This window comes from Streptomyces flavidovirens DSM 40150, assembly GCF_000429085.1.
In the GTDB taxonomy this organism is placed as follows: Bacteria; Actinomycetota; Actinomycetes; order Streptomycetales; family Streptomycetaceae; genus Streptomyces; species Streptomyces flavidovirens.
The window spans coordinates 55663-78394 of sequence record NZ_AUBE01000022.1 but is presented as its reverse complement, the minus strand read 5'-3'; the positions used below and the strand labels follow the sequence as shown (position 1 = coordinate 78394).

21 protein-coding genes and 1 pseudogene are annotated in these 22732 nt (G+C 72.6%); 15 read left to right on the top strand and 7 right to left on the bottom strand.

All coding sequences use genetic code 11. The features are described from left to right. The first annotated feature begins 30 nt into the window (after window positions 1–30). Window positions 31–687, top strand: coding sequence for an aspartate/glutamate racemase family protein (locus G412_RS0124480; RefSeq protein WP_028814396.1), 657 nt, complete (start codon window positions 31–33; stop codon window positions 685–687). 406 nt (window positions 688–1093) lie between these two features. Here G412_RS0124480 and G412_RS39295 read toward each other — a convergent pair. After that, window positions 1094–1242 (bottom strand): annotated as a pseudogene (locus tag G412_RS39295) (NADP-dependent phosphogluconate dehydrogenase); the annotation flags it as partial. Window positions 1243–1452: 210 nt separating this feature from the next. Here G412_RS39295 and G412_RS0124475 point away from each other — a divergent pair. Then, window positions 1453–2616 carry a transglycosylase family protein gene (locus G412_RS0124475; RefSeq protein ID WP_028814395.1) on the top strand — a complete coding sequence of 388 codons (1164 nt, stop codon included), beginning with the start codon at window positions 1453–1455 and terminating at the stop codon, window positions 2614–2616. On the opposite strand, the gene G412_RS35795 is transcribed toward G412_RS0124475, so the two are convergent. Further along, window positions 2586–3590 (bottom strand): DMT family transporter, encoded by a 1005-nt coding sequence (locus G412_RS35795; protein WP_037649740.1) that lies wholly within the window; start codon window positions 3588–3590, stop codon window positions 2586–2588. The genes G412_RS0124475 and G412_RS35795 overlap by 31 nt on opposite strands. A gap of 194 nt (window positions 3591–3784) precedes the next feature. Between G412_RS35795 and G412_RS0124465 the strand changes: the two genes are divergently transcribed. The 5 genes from G412_RS0124465 (at window position 3785) to G412_RS41105 (ending at window position 9116) form a co-directional block, all read left to right on the top strand. Then, window positions 3785–4513, top strand: a complete 729-nt coding sequence (locus G412_RS0124465) for a (2Fe-2S)-binding protein (protein ID WP_028814394.1) — start codon at window positions 3785–3787, stop codon at window positions 4511–4513. A gap of 33 nt (window positions 4514–4546) precedes the next feature. After that, complete coding sequence (glgA, locus tag G412_RS0124460) at window positions 4547–5716, top strand: glycogen synthase (protein WP_028814393.1); 1170 nt, start codon at window positions 4547–4549, stop codon at window positions 5714–5716. Between the two features lie 24 nt (window positions 5717–5740). Next, the gene (gene glgC / locus G412_RS0124455) at window positions 5741–6958 is read left to right on the top strand and encodes a glucose-1-phosphate adenylyltransferase (protein WP_028814392.1); all 1218 of its coding nucleotides are present in this window, start codon (window positions 5741–5743) and stop codon (window positions 6956–6958) included. Window positions 6959–7099: 141 nt separating this feature from the next. Further along, complete coding sequence (locus G412_RS0124450; RefSeq protein ID WP_028814391.1) at window positions 7100–8593, top strand: SDR family NAD(P)-dependent oxidoreductase; 1494 nt, start codon at window positions 7100–7102, stop codon at window positions 8591–8593. Window positions 8594–8930: 337 nt separating this feature from the next. Next, window positions 8931–9116 carry a hypothetical protein gene (locus G412_RS41105; RefSeq protein ID WP_037649737.1) on the top strand — a complete coding sequence of 62 codons (186 nt, stop codon included), beginning with the start codon at window positions 8931–8933 and terminating at the stop codon, window positions 9114–9116. 66 nt (window positions 9117–9182) lie between these two features. On the opposite strand, the gene G412_RS0124440 is transcribed toward G412_RS41105, so the two are convergent. The 4 genes from G412_RS0124440 to G412_RS0124425 are packed head-to-tail and all read right to left on the bottom strand — an operon-like array spanning window position 9183 to window position 12469. Then, window positions 9183–9656 (bottom strand): hypothetical protein, encoded by a 474-nt coding sequence (locus G412_RS0124440; RefSeq protein ID WP_028814390.1) that lies wholly within the window; start codon window positions 9654–9656, stop codon window positions 9183–9185. Between the two features lie 40 nt (window positions 9657–9696). Beyond that, a complete protein-coding gene (locus tag G412_RS0124435) occupies window positions 9697–11118 on the bottom strand; it encodes a lipase maturation factor family protein (protein ID WP_028814389.1) in 1422 nt (473 codons plus the stop codon). A gap of 8 nt (window positions 11119–11126) precedes the next feature. Then, window positions 11127–11648: a DUF1990 family protein gene (locus tag G412_RS0124430; protein WP_028814388.1), complete on the bottom strand. Its 522-nt coding sequence runs from the start codon at window positions 11646–11648 to the stop codon at window positions 11127–11129. Next, window positions 11645–12469 (bottom strand): YndJ family protein, encoded by an 825-nt coding sequence (locus G412_RS0124425; RefSeq protein ID WP_028814387.1) that lies wholly within the window; start codon window positions 12467–12469, stop codon window positions 11645–11647. Before G412_RS0124425 ends, G412_RS0124430 begins: the two co-directional genes overlap by 4 nt. A gap of 180 nt (window positions 12470–12649) precedes the next feature. On the opposite strand from G412_RS0124425, the gene G412_RS0124420 reads away from it, so the two are divergent. From G412_RS0124420 to G412_RS0124400, 5 genes are all read left to right on the top strand, one after another. Continuing rightward, window positions 12650–12961, top strand: coding sequence for a DUF1490 family protein (locus tag G412_RS0124420; protein ID WP_028814386.1), 312 nt, complete (start codon window positions 12650–12652; stop codon window positions 12959–12961). Window positions 12962–12963: 2 nt separating this feature from the next. Beyond that, complete coding sequence (locus G412_RS0124415) at window positions 12964–15150, top strand: heavy metal translocating P-type ATPase (RefSeq protein WP_028814385.1); 2187 nt, start codon at window positions 12964–12966, stop codon at window positions 15148–15150. A 154-nt stretch (window positions 15151–15304) separates the two neighbouring features. Further along, complete coding sequence (locus G412_RS0124410) at window positions 15305–17389, top strand: SpoIIE family protein phosphatase (protein ID WP_078607330.1); 2085 nt, start codon at window positions 15305–15307, stop codon at window positions 17387–17389. A 139-nt stretch (window positions 17390–17528) separates the two neighbouring features. Beyond that, entirely contained in the window at window positions 17529–18890 is a 1362-nt protein-coding gene (locus G412_RS0124405) for a wax ester/triacylglycerol synthase family O-acyltransferase (protein ID WP_028814383.1), read from the top strand. Window positions 18891–18904: 14 nt separating this feature from the next. After that, a complete protein-coding gene (locus tag G412_RS0124400) occupies window positions 18905–19765 on the top strand; it encodes an Fpg/Nei family DNA glycosylase (protein ID WP_028814382.1) in 861 nt (286 codons plus the stop codon). Between the two features lie 379 nt (window positions 19766–20144). On the opposite strand, the gene G412_RS0124395 is transcribed toward G412_RS0124400, so the two are convergent. Next, on the bottom strand, window positions 20145–20831 hold the full coding sequence (locus G412_RS0124395) for a zf-HC2 domain-containing protein (protein ID WP_028814381.1): 687 nt from the start codon (window positions 20829–20831) through the stop codon (window positions 20145–20147). A gap of 220 nt (window positions 20832–21051) precedes the next feature. Here G412_RS0124395 and G412_RS0124390 point away from each other — a divergent pair, with 220 nt between their 5' ends. The 3 genes from G412_RS0124390 to G412_RS0124380 all read left to right on the top strand — a co-directional run bounded on the left by G412_RS0124390 (window position 21052) and on the right by G412_RS0124380 (window position 22714). After that, on the top strand, window positions 21052–21834 hold the full coding sequence (locus G412_RS0124390) for a LytR/AlgR family response regulator transcription factor (protein ID WP_028814380.1): 783 nt from the start codon (window positions 21052–21054) through the stop codon (window positions 21832–21834). A 162-nt stretch (window positions 21835–21996) separates the two neighbouring features. Further along, complete coding sequence (locus G412_RS0124385) at window positions 21997–22275, top strand: hypothetical protein (RefSeq protein WP_028814379.1); 279 nt, start codon at window positions 21997–21999, stop codon at window positions 22273–22275. 40 nt (window positions 22276–22315) lie between these two features. Beyond that, window positions 22316–22714, top strand: a complete 399-nt coding sequence (locus tag G412_RS0124380) for a membrane protein (RefSeq protein ID WP_028814378.1) — start codon at window positions 22316–22318, stop codon at window positions 22712–22714. The last annotated feature ends 18 nt before the right edge of the window (window positions 22715–22732 follow it).

Below are 22732 nucleotides of genomic sequence, written 5' to 3'. Positions count from 1 at the left end.
TGCTCGGGGCCGGGGCCTAGCATGCGCGGCATGCTCACTCTGCTGCACACATCCCCCGTCCACGTCCCGGTCTTCGACGCCCTGCGCGACCGCGAGCACCCCGGCCTCGTGATGCGCCACGTCGTCGACGAGGAACTGCTGCGCCGGGCCCGCTCCGGCGGGCCCGGCGCAGCGGACTCCGCGATCGCCGCGGTGCTCGCCGAGGCCGTCGGCGAAGGCGGGGCGACGGCCGTCCTCTGCACGTGCTCCACCATCGGCGCGGCGGCCGAGGCGAACACCGCGCGGCTCGGCGTTCCCGTGCTGCGCGTGGACCGCCCGATGGCGGCAGCCGCCGTCGCCGCCGCGCCGGAGCGCGACATGGTCCGCATAGCCGTGGTCGCCACGGTGGAGAACACCTTCGGTCCGACCCGCGATGTGATACGGGAAGAGGCGGACGCCGCGGGGCGGACGGCCGTGATCCGCACCGTGCCGGCCGAAGGCGCCTGGAAGCACTTCGAGGACGGCGACCGGGAGAGCTACCTGGACCTCGTCGCCCGGACCGTCGACACCATCACGGGGGTGGATGTGGTGGTGCTGGCCCAGGCCTCCATGGCGGACGCGGCGGCCCGCACACGTACCGGCACCGCCGTGCCCGTGCTCTCCAGCCCGGCGCCCGGACTGCGCGCGGCGGCGGCGGCCGTACGGTAGCCGCGGCCCGCGTGGGTTCTTCGCGGTTTATCCGGCCCCCGGTGTGTGACCCCGGCGGGCGAGGGCAGTGGCAGCGGGAGAAAGTGGTGTCTCGATTCCGTCATTCGACGGGTACAGGCAGGAGGCCAGCCATGACGCATCCGTACCCCGACCCCGTACCGCCGTCCCCGACGCCGCCCCCCGGCCCCGTGCCACCGGACCCCGGCCCCCTGCCGGACCCGGGGCCACTGCCCGGACCGGGCCCGGCGCCGGGTCCTGCCCCCGGTCCGGAACCGGGTCCCGCTCCCGGCCCGAGTCCCAAGCCCGGTCCCGGTCCCGTTCCGCCCGGCCCGGCGCCCGACCCGATCCCGAAGCCGCCGGGGCCCGACCCCGTACCCGACCCGGAACCTCAGCCGGGGCCCACGGGAGTCTGAGCAGCGAAGAAGTAGCGCTGCCCCCAGGTGAGGCCGCGGGCAGCCGCTCGGCGCGCAGTGCGTCGTAGTACGCGAGGGTCGCCGCGAAGCCCGGCGTCGGCACGCCCCGCAACGCGGCGACTGCGACCACCTCGCGCCAGTCGGACGCCTGCCGCAGGTCGGTGTGGCCACAGGTGTGAGCTCCTGGGGTGTCCGTGTCTGCGTGCGCAGGGGTACGTACCAACGGGACCGCCCGGTCAATATGCCACCGGCAGGGGTGAGTTCACCGTACGGGCCCTTGTCACGGCCCGTACGGTGGCCGTACTTTTTCCGATTGCGACGTGTCCGACGCGCGAGTGGGGGGAACCGAGCCATGGCCGCATCCGGTCGACACCGCAGGTACCAGCCGAGCCGGATCAACCGTGCGTCGCTGACGGTCACCGCCGGCGGAGCCGGGATAGCCCTGCCCCTGGTCGCGCCGGGAGCGGCCGACGCCGCTTCGGTGGACGTCTGGGAGAAGGTCGCCGCCTGCGAGGCGACCGGCAACTGGCAGATCAACACGGGCAACGGCTATTACGGCGGGCTGCAGTTCAAGCAGTCGACCTGGCAGGCGTACGGCGGCACCGCCTACGCCCCGCGCGCCGACCTGGCCAGCAAGGACCAGCAGATCTCCGTGGCCGAAAAGGTGCTCAAGGGGCAGGGGCCGACGGCCTGGCCGCTGTGCTCCGTACGGGCCGGCCTGACCCGCGGCGGCGACGCGCCGGACATCAGCACCGGGCAGCGGAAGGCCCCCGCTGCGGCGCCGCGGCCCAAGAAGGCCCCGGCTCCCACCACGCCACCCGGCACCAAGGACTCCGGCCGGGCGAAGGGGAAGACGTACACCGTCGCCGGCGGTGACACCCTCTCCACCATCGCGGACGCCGAGGACGTCAAGGGCGGCTGGCAGCGCCTGTACGCCGCGAACCGCGAGGTCGTCGGCAGCGATCCCGACCTCATCCTTCCCGGACAGCGGCTGGCTCTTGACGGCACGCAGCGGTCCAAACCGGGCGCGAAGGCGGGAGCGCGAACCGGCAAGGGGAACGAGGTCGAACGCGCCTCGGACACCAGAGCACCCAAGAAAGAGAGCAAGTCCGCGGGTCTCACCGCCCCCGTGGACACCGGCCCCAGCACGCCCTACCGCGCGGCCGGTTCCTCCTGGGCCAAGGGCTACCACACCGGGGTCGACTTCCCCGTGCCCACGGGCACCGCGGTGAAGTCCGTCGCCCCCGGCCGGGTCGTCTCGGCCGGCTGGGGCGGGGCGTACGGCTACCAGGTCGTCGTCCAGCACACCGACGGCAAGTACAGCCAGTACGCGCACCTCTCGGCGCTCACCGTCCGCGAGGGCCAGAAGGTCGGCGGCGGCCAGCGCATCGGCCGCTCGGGCTCCACCGGCAACAGCACGGGCCCGCACCTCCACTTCGAGGTGCGGACCGGACCCGGCTACGGATCGGACATCGACCCGCTGGCCTACCTGAGGGCGGGCGGCGTCACCGTCTGAGCCCGCGACGGCGCCCCCGAAGGACGAAGCCGCGCCCGCGGCGCCGGTGACATGGGCACCACCGCGGGCGCGGGTACGAGCACCGGTGACACGGATACCCGCGCCGGTACGCCGGCCGGCCGCGGCTGCCGCTCGGCGGGCGCGGTGAGCCGCTCCGTCGTCAGCAGGATCAGCCCGCCCGCCGCCACGACCCCGCAGCCCAGTGCCAGGGCGGTGCCGGTCACGCCGTACCTGAAGTGCTCGCCGAAGAGCGTGATGCCCACGGCGGCCGCCACCACCGGGTTGGCCACGGTGACCGTGGCCAGCGGAGCGGCCAGTCCCGCGCCCCGGTACGCCGCCTGAGAGAGCATCATCCCGGCCGCCGCGAGCCCCGCGATCGTCAGCAGCCCCGGCAGCTGTCCGGTCAGAGCGCCGAAGCCGCCCGACGCCGACCAGTCGACCGCCACCGTCTTGGTGAACACCGACGCGATACCGAACGCGGCGCCGGCCGCCGTGGCCAGCAGGATGCTGCGTACGACGGCACCGCGCACCCGCCGCGCCACGACGAACAGCACCGCCACCGCGCAGGACGTCACCAGCGCCAGCGCCGTCCGCTCGCCGCCGCCCAGTGACCGCGCGTCGGCCGTGCCGGTGAGCGACAGCAGGCCCGCGAGACCGGCCGACGCCATGACCGCGCCGCGCCAGGCAGCGGCGCCGGCCCCGCGCCGTACGAACACGGCCGCCATCGGCAGCGCGAAGACGATGGTCAGCGCGCCCAGCGGCTGGACCAGACTCAGCGGCCCGTACGCCAGCGCCCCGACATGCAGCAGCGCACCGAGCCCGTTGAGCGCCACGGCGGCCCACCACGCGCCGTGGCGCGACGGGGCGCACGGGCGGGGGGTCGTGGACGCGACGCGCTCCTGCACGATGGCCCCGGCCGCATAGGCGACAGCGGAGACCAACGCCAGCAGCACGGACAGCGCGAGAGCACTCATGTGATCAAACGATGTCTGCTCAACGCGTTCCCGTCGTCGTCCCTGAGCAGGCATTCGGTCATACTGCCGACGTAGTACGGGCTACCTCCAAGGTCCTCCTCCCGGTGACGTTCCCCCTCCCAGAGGTGGAGGACACCGGGCCACTTCCGCACCGCGGCGGCGTGTGAGACTTGCCCGCGACGGAAGGGCGGGACATGGACCTGGCGGAAGTGGCAGCGGTGGGCGGGTTCTTCGCGCTGCGCACCGGGACACCCGACGCGGGGTCCCACGTACCCCTCGCGCGGATCTACGCGGGTGACACCGCACCCCTGACGTTCCGCGTCGACAAGGTCGCCGCACGGCTGGGCACCCCCGAGCGCAGAGTCGCCGCCTCCATCGCGCATCTGGGGCTCGCCGCCCGGCTCTGGTCGATCGCACTGGGCCCGGCCGCGCTGTACGGCGAGTTCCCCGACCTCCCGCCGGACGGCCTGCGGTGGGACGCCGACCAGAGCTCCCCGCACGACCTGTGGCTGTCCGCGCCACCGCGCCCGCTGCCCGCCACCGCCGAGCGCGTCCGCGAGGTGGTGCAGTACGGGCATCTCGTACCCCTCGCGGACGCGCTCCGCGGGGACGGCCGGATCTCGCGCCCGCTGCTCTGGGGCAACGCGGGTTCCGCGCTGGCCGGCGCCGCCCGCGAGCTGCACGCCTGGGCACGGAGGAACGGGCGGCCCGAGGTGGGGGAGCGGGCCCTGAAGCTGGCCGCCGAGCTCTTCCGCCATCCGGACCTGCGCTCCACCGGCACGCTGTCGGCGGACCGGGACGGTGCGTCCTTCCGCCGCCGAAGCTGCTGTCTCTACTACCGTTGCCCGTCCGGTGGCCTGTGCGGCGACTGCGTATTCGACCACTCTCCGCAGCGGTCTTCCGCACAGCCCGTATCTGAGTGACCATCAAGGGAAGGCGACGACGGGGGGACCGCGGTGAAGGTGGGACTGCTCACCCGCGAATACCCGCCGGACGTCTACGGCGGAGCCGGCGTCCACGTCGAGTTCCTGGTACGGGAGTTACGGTCCCTCGCCGCGGTCGAAGTCCACTGCTGGGGCGCGGACCGCGCCGCCCGCGACGGCGTCCACGGCCACCGCCACGACAGCGCACTCAACGATGCCAACGAAGCCCTGCGCGCCTTCTCCGTCGACCTGTCGATGGCCGCCGCGCTCGACGGGTGCGACCTGGTCCACTCCCACACCTGGTACACCAGCCTCGCGGGCCACGTCGGGAAGCTGCTGTACGGCATCCCGCACGTCATGACCGCACACTCGCTGGAACCCCTGCGCCCCTGGAAGGCCGCGCGGCTGGGCGGCGGTTACGCCCTGTCGGGCTGGGCCGAGCGCACTGCGATCGAGTCGGCCGACGCCGTGGTCGCCGTCTCGCACGGCATGCGCGCCGACATCCTGAGCAGCTACCCGGCTCTCGACCCCGACCGGGTGCGCGTCGTGCACAACGGCATCGACACCTCGCTCTACCGGCCCGATCCCGGCACGGAGATGCTGGAGCGCGTCGGCATCGACCAGGAGCGCCCGTACGCCCTCTTCGTCGGCCGCATCACCCGGCAGAAGGGCGTCCCGCACCTGCTGCGCGCCGCCCGCCGGCTCCACCCGTCCACGCAGCTCGTCCTGTGCGCCGGCGCCCCCGACACCCCGGAGATCGAGCGGGAGTTCCGCGAGCTCGTCCACGAGCTGCGCCGCACGCGCGACGGTGTGCACTGGATCGAGCGGATGCTGCCGCGCCCGGATGTCGTCCAACTCCTCACCCACGCGGCGGTGTTCGTCTGCCCGTCGGTGTACGAGCCGCTCGGCATCGTCAACCTGGAGGCGATGGCGTGCGGCGCGCCCGTCGTGGCCTCGGCGGTCGGCGGCATCCCCGAGGTCGTCGAGCACGGCGGCACCGGACTGCTCGTCCCGTACGAGGAGTCGGACCCCGAGACGTTCGAGGCGGGCCTTGCCGACGGGATCAACCGGCTGACCGGCGACCGGCACACCGGGCTGCGGATGGGCGTGGCGGGCCGTGAGCGTGCGGTACGGGAGTTCGGCTGGGACGCCGTGGCACGCCGCACGGTCCAGGTGTACGAGGAGATCCTGAAGTCCGGATGAGCGACGGAGCAGGGGGCGGTGCAGATGCGCGGTGGACCTTCGGTGCTCGGGATCGTACTGGCGGGCGGGGAGGGCAAACGGCTGATGCCGCTGACCGCCGACCGGGCGAAACCGGCGGTGACCTTCGGCGGCACGTACCGGCTCGTCGACTTCGTCCTGTCGAACCTGGTGAACGGTGACATCCTGCGCAACTGCGTGCTGACGCAGTACAAGTCGCACTCGCTGGACCGCCATGTGACCACGACCTGGCGGATGTCCAGCCTCCTCGGGAACTACATCACCCCGGTCCCCGCCCAGCAGCGGCTCGGCCCGCGCTGGTACCTGGGCAGCGCCGACGCGATCCTCCAGTCGCTCAACCTCGTGCACGACGAACAGCCGGACCACATCGCGGTGTTCGGGGCCGATCACGTCTACCGCATGGACCCCCGGCAGATGCTGCGACGCCACATCGAGAGCGGCGCGGGCGTCACCGTCGCCGGCATCCGCGTGCCGCGGACCGAAGCGTCGTCCTTCGGCGTCATCACGCCCGCCGCCGACGGGACCAGGATCGAGCGGTTCCTGGAGAAGCCCGCCGACCCGCCGGGCCTGCCCGGCGACCCGCGCCGTGTCTTCGCTTCCATGGGCAACTACATGTTCACCGCCAAGGTGCTCGTCGACGCGCTGCACCGGGACGCCGAGGACGAGAGCTCGGTGCACGACATGGGCGGCTCGATCCTGCCCATGCTCACCGAACGCGGGGTGGCGCAGGTCTACGACTTCGACGACAACCACGTGCCGGGGGAGACCCCGCGCGAGCACGGCTACTGGCGCGACGTCGGCACCCTCGACACGTACTACGACGCCCACATGGACCTCATCTCCGACCAGCCGCAGTTCAGCCTGTACAACCGGCGCTGGCCCGTCTACACCCACCCCGGCCAGCTTCCCCCGGCCCGCTTCGTCTCCGGCGGCATCGCGGGCGAGTCGGTCGTCAGCGCGGGGTGCGTGATCCGTGGCCAGGTCACCCGCTCCGTGCTCTCGCCGGGCGTGGTGGTGGAGGAGGGGGCCGTGGTGCAGGGGGCCGTACTGCACGACAACGTCCGCGTCGGCCGGGGAGCGGTCGTCAGGGGCTCGATACTCGACAAGAACGTCGACGTACCGCCCGGAGCGACGATCGGGGTCAACCCGGAGCGTGACGAGCAGCTCTACACCGTCTCCAGGAACGGCGTCGTCGCGCTCGGCAAGGGCCAGGTGGTGTCGTAACCGGTCCGTGTGAGATACGTCGCTGCGCGTCGCCTGCCGGGGTGAATCGTTTGGCTCAGAGTGCCCCGCTTACGTAAAGTTCGGATTTTGGTACTTCACCAGCGGCACAAGCGGCACGAGCACACGAGGACAGCAGCGGCGATGACGGTGACAGAGGACAGTCCGGCGGCGTACGGCGACATCCCGGACGGCCAGGACACCCCGGCGTTCGGCCCCGGCATCGACCCGGACCGCATGGCGGTCTGCCTGAGCGTGCTCGACGAGCTCGACAAGCTGGACGTCGACCACCCCGACGCCATCGCGGTACGCCGCGCCACCGCCGGCATCTACCGGACCGTGAAGCAGCGCCGCCGCCAGGAGCGCCGCGCCGCCAAGACCGCCCACGACCGGGCCGTCACGCACGCCACCGCCACCGGCTCCGCCGACCGCATCGACGACGAGACGCAGGGCGTCCTGCCGTCCTCCACGGCCACCGCCGAGATCGCGGGCATACTCCAGCGGCCCAGGTCCTGCTACATCTGCAAGACGCGTTACGTCGAGGTCGACGCCTTCTACCACCAGCTGTGCCAGAAGTGCGCCGCCGAGAACCGCGCCCGCCGTGACGCCCGCACCGACCTGACCGGCAGGCGCGCGCTGCTCACCGGCGGCCGCGCCAAGATCGGCATGTACATCGCGCTGCGGCTGCTGCGCGACGGCGCGCACACCACCATCACCACCCGCTTCCCGAACGACGCGATCCGCCGCTTCAAGGCGATGCCGGACAGCGACGAGTGGATCCACCGCCTCAAGATCGTCGGCATCGACCTGCGTGACCCGGCGCAGGTCGTCGCGCTCGCCGACTCGGTCGCGGCCGAGGGCCCGCTCGACATCCTGATCAACAACGCCGCGCAGACCGTACGCCGCTCCCCGCGCGCGTACAGCGAGCTGATCGCCGCCGAGTCCGCCCCGCTGCCCGCCGGTGAGCTCCCGCCCGCCGAGGTCATCGGCGCCTTCGGCTCCGGCGCCCAGCTCGCCCTGCCCACGGCCCGCCCCGAGGGCCTCACCGCCCAGCAGGTCACCGACCTGGCGCTGGTCACGGGCTCGACGTCGCTCGCCAGGATCGAGGCGGGCACGGCGATCGACGCGGGCGGGCTCGTACCCGACCTCGACGACACGAACAGCTGGATCCAGACAGTTTCCGAGGTCGACCCGGTCGAGCTCCTCGAAGTACAACTGTGCAACTCGACGGCGCCGTTCATCCTCATCAGCCGGCTGCGCCCGGCGATGGCGGCCGCCGCCGCGAAGCGCAAGTACGTCGTGAACGTCTCGGCGATGGAGGGCGTCTTCAGCCGCGGCTACAAGGGCGCCGGCCACCCGCACACCAACATGGCCAAGGCCGCGCTGAACATGCTCACGCGCACCAGCGCCCAGGAGATGCTGGAGTCCGACGGCATCCTGATGACCGCCGTGGACACCGGCTGGATCACCGACGAGCGTCCGCACCCGGACAAGATGCGGCTCGCCGAGGAGGGTTTCCACGCCCCGCTCGACCTGATCGACGGCGCTGCCCGCGTCTACGACCCGATCGTGCGCGGCGAGGAGGGCGAAGACCTCTTCGGCGTCTTCCTGAAGGACTACGCCCCCGCCAACTGGTAGAAGCGGAAAAAAGTCCGGTGTGTAGGCCCCCGGGCGGGGCGCCACGCACCGGACTTTTCGCGTGGCGGCCCGTGCGGGTGAGGAGGACTCGGGCGTGCGGCGAACGGGGCACGAACGGCAGCAGGCCGAAAGGTGACGCAATCCATCGAGCGGAACCGCGCTCATATGGGTACTCTGTTGGGCACGGACAGCCTCACCAAGGCCACTCCAGTGTGAGTAACCGGCGCCACCGCGACCGAACTGCCCCAACTTTCCTGACCCGCCGGGCGACCGGTCGCCGCCGGCACAGGCCGAGGCGATACGTCCGGACGGGTTACGCGACACAGAGGAGTGCGCGGTGACGCCAGAGATGACAAAGCAGGACAAGCGGTCTCATGAAAGTGGTGAACGGGCCGGTCAGCCCCGCCGCCGCAGGCCCGATGAACTGGGCAGCCTCGAAGTGTGGTCCCGGTCGGCTCCCATCAGACTGGCCGGGTACGAAGAGGACCTGGCGGAGCCGCACATCCTGCCGGGAATCGACTGAGCGACCCCTGTGCGACGGCGTCCCCCCTGCCGGGCCGACACGGCCCGGCAGGGGGGACGCCGTCCGTCAGCGGGGGCGTACGGCGGCCGGCGGTTCCACCTCCAGGAAGCGCCGTCGGCGCGGCCCCCGGTACAGCAGGGCCGTCCAGCCGAGGCGGCCGAGCTCCGCGGCGCACCGGGTCAGCGCCTCCTGCTCCTCCTGGGCGGCGCCACCGCCCGGCGGACCGAGCCACTCCACCCTGGCGGTGCCGGGTCGCTCGCCCGCGCCGACGCGGTAACCCGTCGCGCTCCGCGCGCCCGCCGCGTCGACGGCGGAGGGGGCGATGCCCGCGGCCTCCAGCGCCAGGGCCACGGACCGCACCACCTGGTTGATCTCCCACGCCGCCGGTACGGCCAGCGGATCGCCGGCCCCCGTGTTCGTCAGGCGCCGGATCTGCATCAGCCCCTCGAACGCGACCCGCACCTCGGCGACCCGCCGCCCGTCGGGCGCGTCGGCGGCCGGCCCGTCACCGGTGGCCGCCTCGAACGCTCCCGCCGTCATCGCCCCCGCCTCCCGGCATTGCGGATGGACGGCGATTGTCTCAGCGCGACTCCCTGAAGGCGAGAGCCATCGGCGGCCGGAAGTCGCGTACGAGCGTGCGGTGCCACCAGGCGTGCGTCTGCCTCAGTTCGCGCCAGGTGGTGAAGCGGTAGCGGTAGACCCGGGCCCGGACGTAGGTGGGCGGAGCGTCGGGGAAGGGGTTTCGGCGCAGCAGCCTCAGCGTCGCCGGCTCCCCCGTCAGCAGCCGCTCCACGAACGGGTCGAACCAGGAGTACGCGTACGCGGGGGAGAGCGCCGCGAACCACATCAGCCAGTCGAGGCGCAGGTGGTACGGCGCGAACTGGCGCGGCAACCTGCGCGGATCGCCGGGCTTGCCCTTGAACTCGTACGCGCGCCACACCGTGCCCCGGTGCACCACAGGTTCGTCCGTACCCTCGACGACGATCTCCTGGCGGACGCGGCTGATGCTCCCGAACGCGCCGTAGGCGTTGACCAGGTGGAGCGGATCGTACGAACGGTTCATCGCCTGGCGACGCGAGAACAGATTGCGCGCGGGCCGGTAGCTGAGGGCGAGCAGCAGCGCGGTGACGGCGATGACCAGCACCTCGTACCAGCGTGGGGAAGCGGGCAGGGCGGGCGTGGTGACCCAGGGCGAGAAGTCGACGGCCGACACCGCCAGGACGATCGTCAGCCAGTTCAGCCAGGCGAAATTGCCGGAGAGCACCAGCCACAACTGGGTCAGGATCATCAGCCCGGCAGCCGCACTCGCAACCGGCTGTGGTGTGAAGAGCAGTACCGGTACCAGTAGTTGGGTCACGTGGTTGGCGGCCACTTCCACCCGGTGCAGCGGCTTCGGGAGGTGGTGGAAGAACCAGCTCAGCGGGCCCGGCATGGGCTGGGTCTCGTGGTGGAAGTCCAGGCATGTCAGCTTGCGCCAGCACAGGTCGCCGCGCAGCTTGATCAGGCCGGCGCCGAACTCCACCCGGAACAGCACCCAGCGCAGCAGCCACAGCACCAGAACGGGCGGCGCGGTGCGCTCGTTGCCGAGGAAGATGGCCAGGAAGCCGGCCTCCAGGAGGAGCGACTCCCAGCCGAAGGCGTACCACGTCTGCCCGACATTGACGATCGACAGATACAGCGCCCACAGGGCCGCCCACATCAGCATCGCGGCCCACAGCGGCAGTTGGTCCGCCGCGCCCGCGACCAGCGCCGCCGCGAGCAGCACGCCCGCCCAGGCGCATCCCGTGAAGAAGCGGTCCGAGTAGTGGAGCCGGAAGAGGGTGGGAGACTCGCGCCAGGGCACCCGCCGCAGATACTGCGGTACCGGCAGGATGCCCCGTGAGCCGATGAGCGCCCGGAACTGGAGGGCCGCCGTGAGGAACGCGACCAGATACACGGCGGCCAGAGCCCGCTGGAAGACCAGCCGGCTCAGCCAGTAGTCGGGTGCGGCGAACCACTCCATCACGCCCATTATCGGCGTACGGGCGCTCCGGTGGCGATCCGCCGCAGGGTCCTGCCGAGGTGCCGGGCGTACCAGTGCTGGCAGGCGGGCACGAGGGGTGCGGCGAGCCGGGTGTACCAGACGGCCGGGCGGCTGAACGCGGTCACGGTGAACCACACGGTCCCGTCGTCCGCCAGCTCCACGACGAACGACTCCTCGCCGCGCTCCGGGTGCCGTCCGGTCGTCCCGTACGCGAACCCGGTCCGGTCCTTCTCGTACGCCGTCCAGACCACCTCGCACGGTGCGGCCACCCGCAGCGGCCCGACTCCGACCGAGACCTCTACGGCCACGCCGGGCTCGGCCCGCGCCGCGTCGGCCCGTACCCGTGCGCCCGACTCGCGGTGCAGCCGCCAGGTGGTCACCGCCGCGCCCGCCGCATCGAAGGCGGCGCGGCCCGTGCCCACCGCCGCGCGGTGGCGCAGGTGGTGGTAGCCGGCGGGCAGGGGGGTCTGCCCGGTGGCGCCGACCTCGGTGTAGGTGAAGTCGCTCATGCGGTGGTCTCCTCTTCGAGTCGTCGCCAGGCCAGCACCGCGCACAGCGCGAAACCGAGCGCGTTGCCCAGGCCGTGGGTGGCGGCCATCCAGGTCAGGTCGGGGTGCGGAATGCCGGTCGCCTCGCCGAGCGCCCAGCTGAGGGCCAGCAGCATCGTCGCGACCAGGACGGTGGCCGAGACGGCGAGCAGCGTGCGGGTCGTCCGGTCCTGCCGGTCGTCGCGTACGTCCTGCCACGTCAGCAGCGCCACTGCCCACATGCCCGCGGTCAGTACGAGCGCTCCCACGAGCTCGGCCCAGTCGTCGATGAAGTATCCGGCGAGGACCAGCAGCGTGCCGAGCGGCACGCTCAGCGCGGCGAACCGGGCGGTGGGCCGTTGTGCGGCCACCCGGCAGACGAGCCCCGCCACCAGCGCCGCGGCGAAGCCGGCGAAGTGGAAGTGCGGCACGGTGAGCGCGAGGATCTCCAGGTCGAAGCCGAAGAGCTCGTGCCCGGAGCGCTCGGCGACCAGTGCGAGCCCGGCGACCGACGGCGTCGCGAGCGCGGTGAGCAACGCGATCTCGGCCGGTGCGAGGGAGCGCGTACGGGCCAGTCGCGCGGGGGCGTGCAGCGCCAGAGCGAGGGTCGCGGCGGCGTACACCGCGGCGAGCGCGGTCGCGATCGGCCCGCGCGGCAGCCACAGGGCGACGGCCCCCGGCGCCGCGAGCAGGGGCCATGCCCGCCGGATGCGGCTGAGTCCCGGTGAACCGACGAGGCGCAGGCCCATGGGGACGACAACGAGCATGCCGAGCATGACGATCAGGTTGACCAGCACGGACACCACGAACCCCCCAGATTTGAACGCGTTCAAGTCAATCTCGCACTGACCATACGGGGTCTGTTGAACGCGTTCAAGTCTCCGTTCCCCGGTGCCTTGCGCTGGCCCCGGTTCACCCGGCGGGCGCACACTTGAAGGAAGAGTCCGTCGAGCCCTCCTGGGCACAGACGGAAGGAGACGTTCATGCATCCCGTGGCTCTTGCCGGTGCCGCAGCCGGCCGCCTCGCGCACTACGCGGTCTCCGGAGTGGTCGGCGGTCTGATCCTCCGCGGAGCCTCCAAGCGCCTTCCCGACGCGAAACCGGTCGCACGCAAAGCCCTGATCGGCGGCATCGCGGGCAGCATCGTCGCCGGGCGATGGGTGGCCTCGGCCGCCGAAGAGGCGCGGCTCAAGGCCGGGGACGTGCTCGCGGAGGCCCGGACCAGCCTCGGCGAAGAGGTCCCGCCGCCCTCGGCGGTCAAGGTCGACAACCACGATCACGGACACGAGCACTGACCATGTCCGCCGTGGCCGTGTGCTCCGTCGCCGCGGGCCGGGCGCGGCTGACCGTTCCGTGGGTACGAGCCCGCCCCGGCAGCGCCGGCCTCGTGGACGAACGCCTGACCGGCGTCAGCGGGTTCCGCGCGCTGCGGATCTTCCCGCGCACCGGCAGCGTCGTGATCTGGATGGAACCGGACCGCCTGGACGTCGACCGGCTGGTGGCCGCGCTGGAAGAACCCCCACCCGAGTCCGCACCCGCCACGCCCACCCGGTCCGTACCCGACTCCTCCACCGGCGAGGTCGCCCGGCTGGTCGTCGGAGGCGCCGTCCTCGCGCTCGTGGCGCTGCGCCGCCTGCTGCGCAGACCACGGATCACCGTCGGCTCCTCGGGCTTCCTCGGCGCGGTCACGGTCTTCACCGGCCTGCCCTTCTTCCGCGGCGCCCTGCGCTCGCTGCGTGGCCGCAGCTCGCCGGGGACGGACACCCTCGTCACCGCGGCGACGGTTATCTCGCTGGTCCTGCGCGAAAACGTCGTGGCCCTCACCGTGCTGTGGCTCCTGAACATCGGCGAGTTCCTCCAGACGCTGACCCTGCGCCGCACCAGGCGCGCCATCGAAGAGCTGCTCACCATCGGCGAGGAGCGCGTCTGGCTCGTACAGGAGGACGGCGACGAAACCGAGGTGGCGCTCGAAGACGTGCGGCCGTTCGACGTGGTCGCGGTGTACGAGCACCACAGGATCCCGGTCGACGGACACGTCGTCTCCGGCGAGGCCCTGGTCGACCAGGCGGCGGTCACCGGTGAGGCGCTTCCCGTGTACGCCCGTTCCGGCTCCCACGTGTACGCCGGCACCATCGTCACGTCCGGATCGCTCCAGGTCCGTGCCACCTATGTCGGCGCCGACACCACGGTCGGCCGGATCATCAGCCGCGTCGAAGAGGCCCAGGCGGACCGGGCGCCGATCCAGACGGTCGCCACCCGCTTCACCCAGCGCTTCGTCCCCGTGTCCTTCGCGCTCGCCGCACTGACGTACCTCGTCACCCGCGACGCGAGACGCGCGATGACCATGCTCCTCATCGCCTGCCCGTGCGCGGCCGGCCTGGCCACGCCCACCGCCATCAGCGCCGCCATCGGCAACGGAGCGCGCCGCGGCACGCTCATCAAGGGCGGAACCCACCTGGAGGGCGTCGGGCGTGTCACCGCCGTCGTGTTCGACAAGACCGGCACCCTGACCTTCGGGCGGCCGCTGGTCACGAGCGTGGTCACCCTCAGTGACAGGTTCAGCGCCGACGAGGTGCTCAGCCTGGCCGCCTCCGGGGAACTGCACGCCCGGCATCCGCTCGCCCAGGCCATCGTCGCCCGTACCGAGGAACAGCACCTGCACGTTCCCATCCACCAGGCCTGCGAGGTCGTGCTCGGCATGGGCATGCGCGCCGAGCTGGACGGTACGCGCCTGCTGGTCGGCAGCCCGGCTCTGCTGCGTCGGCACGGCGTCGAGCTGACGGAGGAGGCCCAGGGGTGGACGCAGCGGCTGCGGGGCGGCGGCGAGACCGTCATCTGCCTGGCCCACGACGAGGACCTGATCGGCATGCTGGGGGTCTCCGACGCCGTACGGGCGGGCGCCGGGACCGTCATCGGGCAGCTTCGAGAGCTCGGTGTGTCACGCCTGGTGCTGCTCACCGGTGACGCGCCGGAGACCGCGCAGGTCGTCGCCGACGCGCTCGGCATCACCGAGGTGCACGCGCACGCGCTGCCCGAGGGCAAGCTCCAGCTCATCCGGGACCTCCAGGCCGAGGGCCACACCGTGGCGATGGTCGGCGACGGCACGAACGACGCCCCCGCGCTCGCCCTGGCCGACGTGGGGATCACCATGGGCGAGCACTCCTCGCACGTGGCGCTGGAGACCGCCGACATCGCGCTGGCGGGAAACGATCTGCGCCAGGTCGCCGCCGTCGTCGAACTCAGCCGCCACACGCTGCGCGTCGTACGCCAGAACTACGGTCTGGCCATCGGCGTCAACCTGCTCGGCCTGCTCGCCGGCGCCGGAGGGTCCATGAATCCCGTCCTCGCCGCGCTGCTGCACAACACCAGCAGCATCGCGGTCGTCGGCAACTCGGCCCGGCTGGTCAACCACACCCCGCACCTCCCCCGCGAGGCCGAAGAACGGCTGAGCGCCGCGCCGCTGGAGGACCGGCGCGTGCGCTGACGGCGTCGGCCCGCCGGGGTGAGCAGTGCCGTGGCTGCGACCACCGCCCACTCCGGCGGGTTCTGAGCGCCACACTATATGAAAACGACTGCCATTTTCAACCATGCCTCCCGTCCCGCATGCGCGCGCCGGAGACGGCGCCTAGCGTGGGTCCATGGACGCGGGCGCAGGGGGTGGCGAGGCGGCGGCGGAGCAATGCCGCTGCTGGGAGCGGAAAGGCGGTGTGGCGTGCTGCTTTTTCGAGGCGTACGGGTACGTGCTCGGCCTGGGGGGCTTCGACTGGGACCTCGACAGCGGACTCATGCGGATGGACGATTCCGCTCTCGCCGTGTTCGACCTGCGCCCCGACGAGTACTCCGGCCGTCCGGAGGAACTCGCGGTCCGCGTGCCGCCCACCGAGGCCGCCCGCCTGGACGCCCGGGTCTCCGAGGCGCTGAAGAACGGCAGCGTCACGTACGGCGCCTACTTCCGCATCCGCTGCCGGGACGGGAGCCTGCGCTGGACCCATACTCAGGGCTGCGTACGCCGTGACGACAACGGCCGGCCCCGCCGCATCATCGGCGTCGTCCGCGACGCCACCCAGGAACTCGCCGACTCCACCGACCGGCTCGAACACGACGCCGAGCGGCGCCGCAGGACCAGCGTGGTCCAGGGCACCACGGCCGCCCTCGCCCACGCGCGGACCGTGAAGGACGTCATCGACGTACTCAACGACTCCCAGGGCCTGGAGAATCTCGGGGCGACCAGCATCGTGATGGGACTGGTCGAGGCGGGCCGCATCCATCTCGTCGCCGACGGCCCCGAAGGGTCGTTCGTGCCCGGCACCCGCTACACCCGGATCGACGAGCAGTACCCGATGAGCGAGGTGGTCCGTACCCTCGCACCACGCTTCATCGAGTCGCCGGAGGACTTCGCCGCCTCCTACCCGATCCTGTGGCCGCACATCAGGGGGCTCGGCATCACCTCCGCCGCCTATCTGCCGCTGATCGCCCAGGCCCGGCCGGTCGGCGCGCTCGGCCTGCTCTACGGCGACCGGATCGGGTTCACCTCCGACGAACGCAACCTCCTCATCGCCCTGGGCAGCAGCATCGCGCAGAGCCTCCAGCGCGCCATGCTCTTCGAGCAGGACAAGGACCTGGCCGAGGGCCTCCAGCAGGCCATGCTGCCGCGCCGCATCCCCTCCGTCCCCGGCGCGCAGATCGCCGTCCGTTACCGCTCGGCCCGCCTCGGCCGCGACATCGGCGGCGACTGGTACGACGTCATCCCCCTGCCGGGCGGACGCGTCGGCGCGGTCATCGGCGACGTACAGGGCCATGACACGCACGCCGCCGCCGTCATGGGGCAGTTGCGCATCGTGCTGCGCGCGTACGCCGCGGAGGGGCACACTCCGGCGACGGTCATGGCCCGCGCCTCCGTCTTCCTCCACGAGCTGGACACCGAGCGCTTCGCGACCTGTACGTACGCCGAGACCGACCTGACCACCGGAGTGGTGCAGCTCGTCCGGGCCGGCCATATCGACCCGCTCGTCCGCCACGCCGACGGCACGTGCCGCCGGCTGTCCGCCGACGGCGGCCTGCCGCTCGGCCTCTCCGCGGAGTTCGGGCAGCTCGAATACCCCGTCACCACGGCCGAACTCGACCCCGGCCAGACGCTGCTGCTGTGCACCGACGGGCTCGTGGAGCTGCCGGGAGCGGATCTCGACGACGGCATGGAGATGATCTCCGCCCTGGTCCGCAGCGGCCCGAGCGACCTCCAGCAACTGGCCGACACACTCTGCGGAGTGGTCGACGAGCGGGGCGGCGAGGACGATGTGGCACTGCTCCTCCTGCGCCGCGTGGGCGCGGACGTACCGCGGACCGGCGGGCGCCTTCAGCAGCACGTCGCGCAGAACGACCCGGAAGCGCTGAGATCGGCGCGGCACATGGTCCGCGCGGCGGTACGGGCGTGGGGCGCGCGGGAGCGCGCGGACGAGATCGAACTGGCCGCCGACGAGCTGATGACCAACGCGCTGATGCACACGGACGGCGGGGCCGTCATCACCGCCCGCGTGCTGGCCGGCGCCCAGCGCCGGCTGCGGATCGAGGTCGAGGACCGCTCCAGCGCGCTGCCGCGCCGCCGGGACGCGGGGGAGGCCGGCGTGTCGGGGCGGGGGCTGATGCTGGTCGACCGGCTGTCGGACGTCTGGGGTGTGGAGTCGCGGGGGAGCGGCAAGTGCGTGTGGTGTGAGTTCGTGGTGTGAGTTCGTCATGCCCGGCCGGCTTTGACTGCGCCTGACCGTACCGTTCGGTAACGTTCTGTGGTTCAAACGTACTTGACCGTAACCGACCGTTCGGGATTGACTGCGGCTCTCCACCGGCCTCCGACGACGTGAGGGCTCATTGAGCACCGAGCTTCTGGCACCTCTTGATCTGGCGTTCTGGCACCTCGAATCCACCGAACATCCCATGCACCTCGGCGCCCTGGCCTTCTTTGAGAGCGACGGTGAAGCCGACAGCGACAGCGCCTGCGACTCCGCCGCCCTCGCGAAGCTGCTCGCCGAGCGGGCCGCCGCGATCCCCCGGCTGAGAATGCGCGTACGCCCGGTGTGGCTGCCCGTCGGCGGGGCCGCCTGGTCCACGGCCAAGGACTTCGACGTACGCCGGCACGTCCGGCAGATCCGGCTGCCCGACGGCGACTTCGCCGCCCATGCCACCGAGATCGCCGGGGAACTGATGGAACAGCCGCTCGAACGCGGGCTGCCGCCCTGGGAGATGTACGTCCTGACCGCCCCCGGGTCCCGTGCCTTCGCCGTCCTCGTCAAGCTGCACCACGCCCTCGCCGACGGCATGCGCGCCGTCGCCATCGGCGCCGGCATCTTCGACCAGATCGCGGGAGCCCGTGCGGCGGGCGCCAGGCGGGTGCGCAGTGTGCCGCCCCGGTCCTGGCTGCCCGGCCCGCACCAGGTCGTCGGCTTCGCACGCGAGCGCCTCGAAGAGGTGGGCCGGGCCGTCGGCATCAGCGCTTCCGTGATGCGGGCCAGCAGGTTCGACCTGTGGGGGGAGAGTGCCCTCGCTTCGGGGTCCAGCGGCACGCGGCGGCTCGGCACGGCCGTGCTCGGCCTCGATGACGTACTCAAGATCCGCAGGGCGGCGGGCGGCACAGCGAACGATGTGCTGCTCACCGTCGTCGCCGGAGGGCTGCGCCGCTGGATGCTGGAGCGCGGCGAACCGCTGCCGTCGGGAGCGGACCCGCGTGCCCTGGTGCCGGTCTCGCGCCGCCGCCCCGGCAGCGGTGCGGCCTGCGGCAACAAACTCTCGGCGTATCTCGTGGGCCTGCCGGTCTCCGAGGCCGACGCCTGGGCGCGGCTCACCGCGGTGCGCCGGGCCATGGACCGCAACAAGGCCGAAGGGCCGGGACGCGGCGCCGGAGCGGTCGCCGTACTGGCCGACCACCTTCCGCCGCTCGCCCACCGGTTCGGCGCCCCGATCGCGGGCAGCGCGGCGCGGATGCTGTTCGACGTACTCGTGACGAGCGTGCCGCTGCCTCGCTCCACCCTCTCGCTGGGCGGCAGCCCGCTGCGCGCCATCTACCCGATGGCGCCGCTGGCCCGCGGCCAGTCCCTGGCCGTCGCCCTTTCGACGTACGGCGGCCAGGTGCACGTCGGCCTGGTCGCGGACGCCGAGGCGGTCCCCGACCTGGACCGGCTGGCCGGGAGCTTGACCGAGGAACTGGCAACCCTGCTGCGGGCCGCCACCGGCTGAGGCACGCTGGGAACATGCCCGAGCTGCCGGAAGTCGAAGCACTGCGAGAGTTCCTCAACGAGCACCTGGTCCGCCGGGAGATCGCACGGGTTCTCCCGGTGGCGGTCAGCGTCCTCAAGACGTACGACCCGCCGCCCTCCGCGCTGGAGGGCGCCACGGTCACCGCCGTCGGCAGGCACGGCAAGTTCCTCGACATCGCCGCGGGCGGCCTGCACCTGGTGACCCACCTCGCCCGGGCGGGCTGGCTCCGCTGGAAGGACGACCTGCCGGCCGAACCGCCGCGGCCCGGCAAGGGGCCGCTCGCGCTGCGCGTCGCCCTGGCGGACGGCGCGGGCTTCGACCTCACGGAGGCCGGCACGAAGAAGAGCCTCGCCGTCTACGTCGTACGCGACCCCGCCGACGTACCGGGCATCGCCCGGCTCGGCCCCGATCCGCTCGGCGACGACTTCGGGCGCGACCGGTTCGCGGAACTGCTGAACGGGGAACGGCGCCAGCTCAAGGGCGCGTTGCGCGACCAGAGCCTGATCGCCGGCATCGGCAACGCGTACAGCGACGAGATCCTCCACGCGGCGAAGATGTCGCCCTTCAAGCCGGTCGCGAACCTCACCGACGACGAGATCACGAAGCTGTACGAGGCCATGCGCGCCACGCTCGGCGAGGCCGTCGAGCGCGGGCGCGGGGTGGCGGCGGGCCGGCTGAAGGCGGAGAAGAAAAGCGGGCTGCGGGTCCACGGCCGGACGGGGCAGGCGTGTCCGGTCTGCGGTGACACCATCCGCGAAGTGTCGTTCAGCGACTCGTCGCTCCAGTACTGCCCCACCTGCCAGACAGGCGGCAAGCCACTGGCGGACCGCCGACTGTCACGCCTGCTCAAGTAACGCGACCGACCGTGTCCTCGACCGCGCGCCGTGCGTCCCGCATGCGGGTGCTCGGGTGCTCGGGTGCTCGGGTGCTCGGGTGCTCGGGTGCTCGGGTGCTCGGGTGCTCGGGTGCCCGTGCCGCGCCGTACCGCCCCGCGCCCGTGCTGCGCCGCGCCGCCCGTGCCGTGCCGCGCCGCCCGTGCCGTGCCGCGCCGCCCGTGCCGTGCCGTGCCGTGCCGTGCCGTGCCGTGCCGTGCCGTGCCGCGCCGCCCGTGCCGCGCCGTCCCGTCCCGTGCCGCGTCGTACCGTCCCGCGCTCGCGCCGTACCGCGCCGTACCGCCCCGCGCCCCGTCCCGCGCGCCGGGAACCGAGAGCCCTGGTGGCGAAGTGCTGCGGCTCATGCCTCGATGGTGACCAGGCGTCTTCCGTCCAGTGTGCGGACCTCGAAGCGGTCGATCTCGTCGGCGCGCAGGGCCGAACCGCCCCGCGTGCGCAGTGGTTCCTCGTGGCCCTCGACGCCCGGTATCCCGTAACCGCCCGGCGGCACCGACCAGGTGGTGACCGTCTGTTCCTCGCCGTCCTTGCTCACGGCGATGAGTTCGCAGGTCAGCGGCCCTTCGACCCGCGCCAGTTCTAGCCCGACCCCCGTCCCCCAGCCGCGCTCCTGGAGCGCGACGGACGCCGAGACGCCCGAGGCCGGGTCTGTGGCGGCGTACCGCAGCACCGTGCCGCCACCGGCCCGCGCCTGAAGGCCCAGCGCTGCCACCGGACCGGCGATGATCAGCGCCGCCGCCGCGGCCACCAGCCGCAACCGCCGCCTGCCGCGGCGCCGACGGCCCGCCGCGACCGCGTCGAGCAGCCGGTCCAGCAGCCCGGCCGTGGGCGGCTCGGGCAGCGTGACGCCGATGCTCCCGCCGGGGTGGGCGTACGCGGCCAGCGTCGACTCCACGCAGGCGAACTCGCTGAGCCGCACGGCGCACGTCGCGCAGTCGGCAAGGTGTTCCTCGAAGCGGAACGAGTCCGCCGGATCGAGGACGCCGAGCGCGTACGCGCCGACGTCCCGATGCCGCTGGTCCGTGCTCATGGGGCAATTCCTAGGGGGCTCGCGTGGTTCGTGGGGTAACCGACCGGTCATCCTCAGGTACGGAAGCCGCAGGGCATTTGCTCACGCCAAGGGGGGATCCGCCCGGATTTCCGGGTGGCCCGGAGACCGCCTCCCGCCCCCGTGCACGACGACGGCCGACCGTACGCGCGAACCGGCCCCGTATGTCCAGGTCACCCCGTCTGCTCCTACACTCCCCACCATGTTGCGTGCACTGGCTGTCGACGACGAACGACCGGCTCTGGAGGAACTCCTCTACCTGCTGCGCGCCGACCCCCGCGTCCGCAGCGCCGAAGGGGCCACCGACGCCACCGAGACCCTCCGCCGGATCAACCGTGCACTCGGCTCCGGCCCCGACGGGGACGACGCCATCGACGTCGTCTTCCTCGACATCCACATGGCCGGACTCACCGGCCTCGACGTCGCCAGGCTCCTCGCCGGCTTCGCCCGCCCGCCGCTCATCGTCTTCGTCACCGCCCACGAGGGCTTCGCCGTCCAGGCATTCGACCTCAAGGCCGTGGACTACGTCCTGAAGCCGGTACGCAGGGAACGCCTCGCCGAAGCCGTACGCCGCGTCTGCGACCAGGTCGAATCGATCCCCGCCCACACCCCCGCGGTGTCCGCGCCCGCCGTCCCGCCGCAGACCGCCGCCGCCGACCAGATCGCCGTCGAGCTGGGCGGCGTCACCCGCTTCATACCGGTCGACGACATCGCGTACGCCGAGGCGCAGGGCGACTACGCCCGCCTCCACACGCACGCCGGAAGTCACCTCGTACGCATCCCGCTCTCCACCCTTGAGGAGCGCTGGGCCGCCCGCGGCTTCGTCCGGATCCACCGGCGCCATCTGGTCGCCCTCGGCCGCATCGACGAACTCCGGCTGGACGCGGGGGCGACGACCGTACGCGTCGGCGACGCCGAACTCGCGGTCAGCCGCCGCCACGCGCGCGAACTGCGCGACCTGCTGATGCGCCGCGCACGCGGCTGACCCGCGCCGGTGGCCCTGCCGGCCAACCGCCGACCGCTGACCCGGCCCGCGCCGCCGCTCACCGCCGTACACCCGCCGCTCGCCGCACTTGATCCGCCGACGGCCCGTACGGCCTCCGCGCGCCGCCTACGCTCGGTCGGGCCACCGTCACAAGGAGCCCGGATGTCCGAACTCGACGCGCTGCTGGAGGAGCTCCGCGGCCTGCCGCCGACCCGGCCGTCCGACGCGCGCGACCTCGAAGCGCTGCTGACGAGGGTCAAGAGCGCGGCGGGCCGCTGGGCCGATGTGCTGTACGAGGTGCGGGAGTCCGCACAGAGCATCGCGGGCCCGCGGACCGCCGCCGCCCTGGAGATCGCCTTCCGCAGGGCGGAGGAGTCGTACGTCGAGCTGGAACTCGCGCTGAACGACTGCGGCGAAATCCGCCGAAAGCCCGGCCGCTGACCCTGTCCCCAGGCGGCCACCGCTGCGTAGACTCGCGCCGATGTCCGCAGATCAGCCCGCCTCGGCCCGGCCGCCGCGCCGCGAAACCGTCACCGGCGTGCCCCGCAGCGCCCGGCGTCCCCCCGGCCATGCCCCGGCGCGGTCCGAGATCACGGAGCAGACGAGCCTCGGCGCGACGTACGTACGCTCCCTGATGCGCAGCCAGCTTCGGACGGCACTGATCGCACTGGGCGCGCTCGTGCTGCTCGTCGGCTCGCTGCCGCTGCTGTTCTCGCTCCCGGAGGTCTTCACCACCTCCGACCTGCCGTCGCCCGCGCCCTTCGTCTGGGCCGTGCTCGGCGTGGTGGTCTACCCGGTCCTGTGGCTGATCGCCCGCTGGTACGTCCGGCGCGCGGAGCGCAACGAGCGCGCGTTCAGCAAGCTCGTCGAAGGGCGCTGACCCGGCCGATGCTGTGCC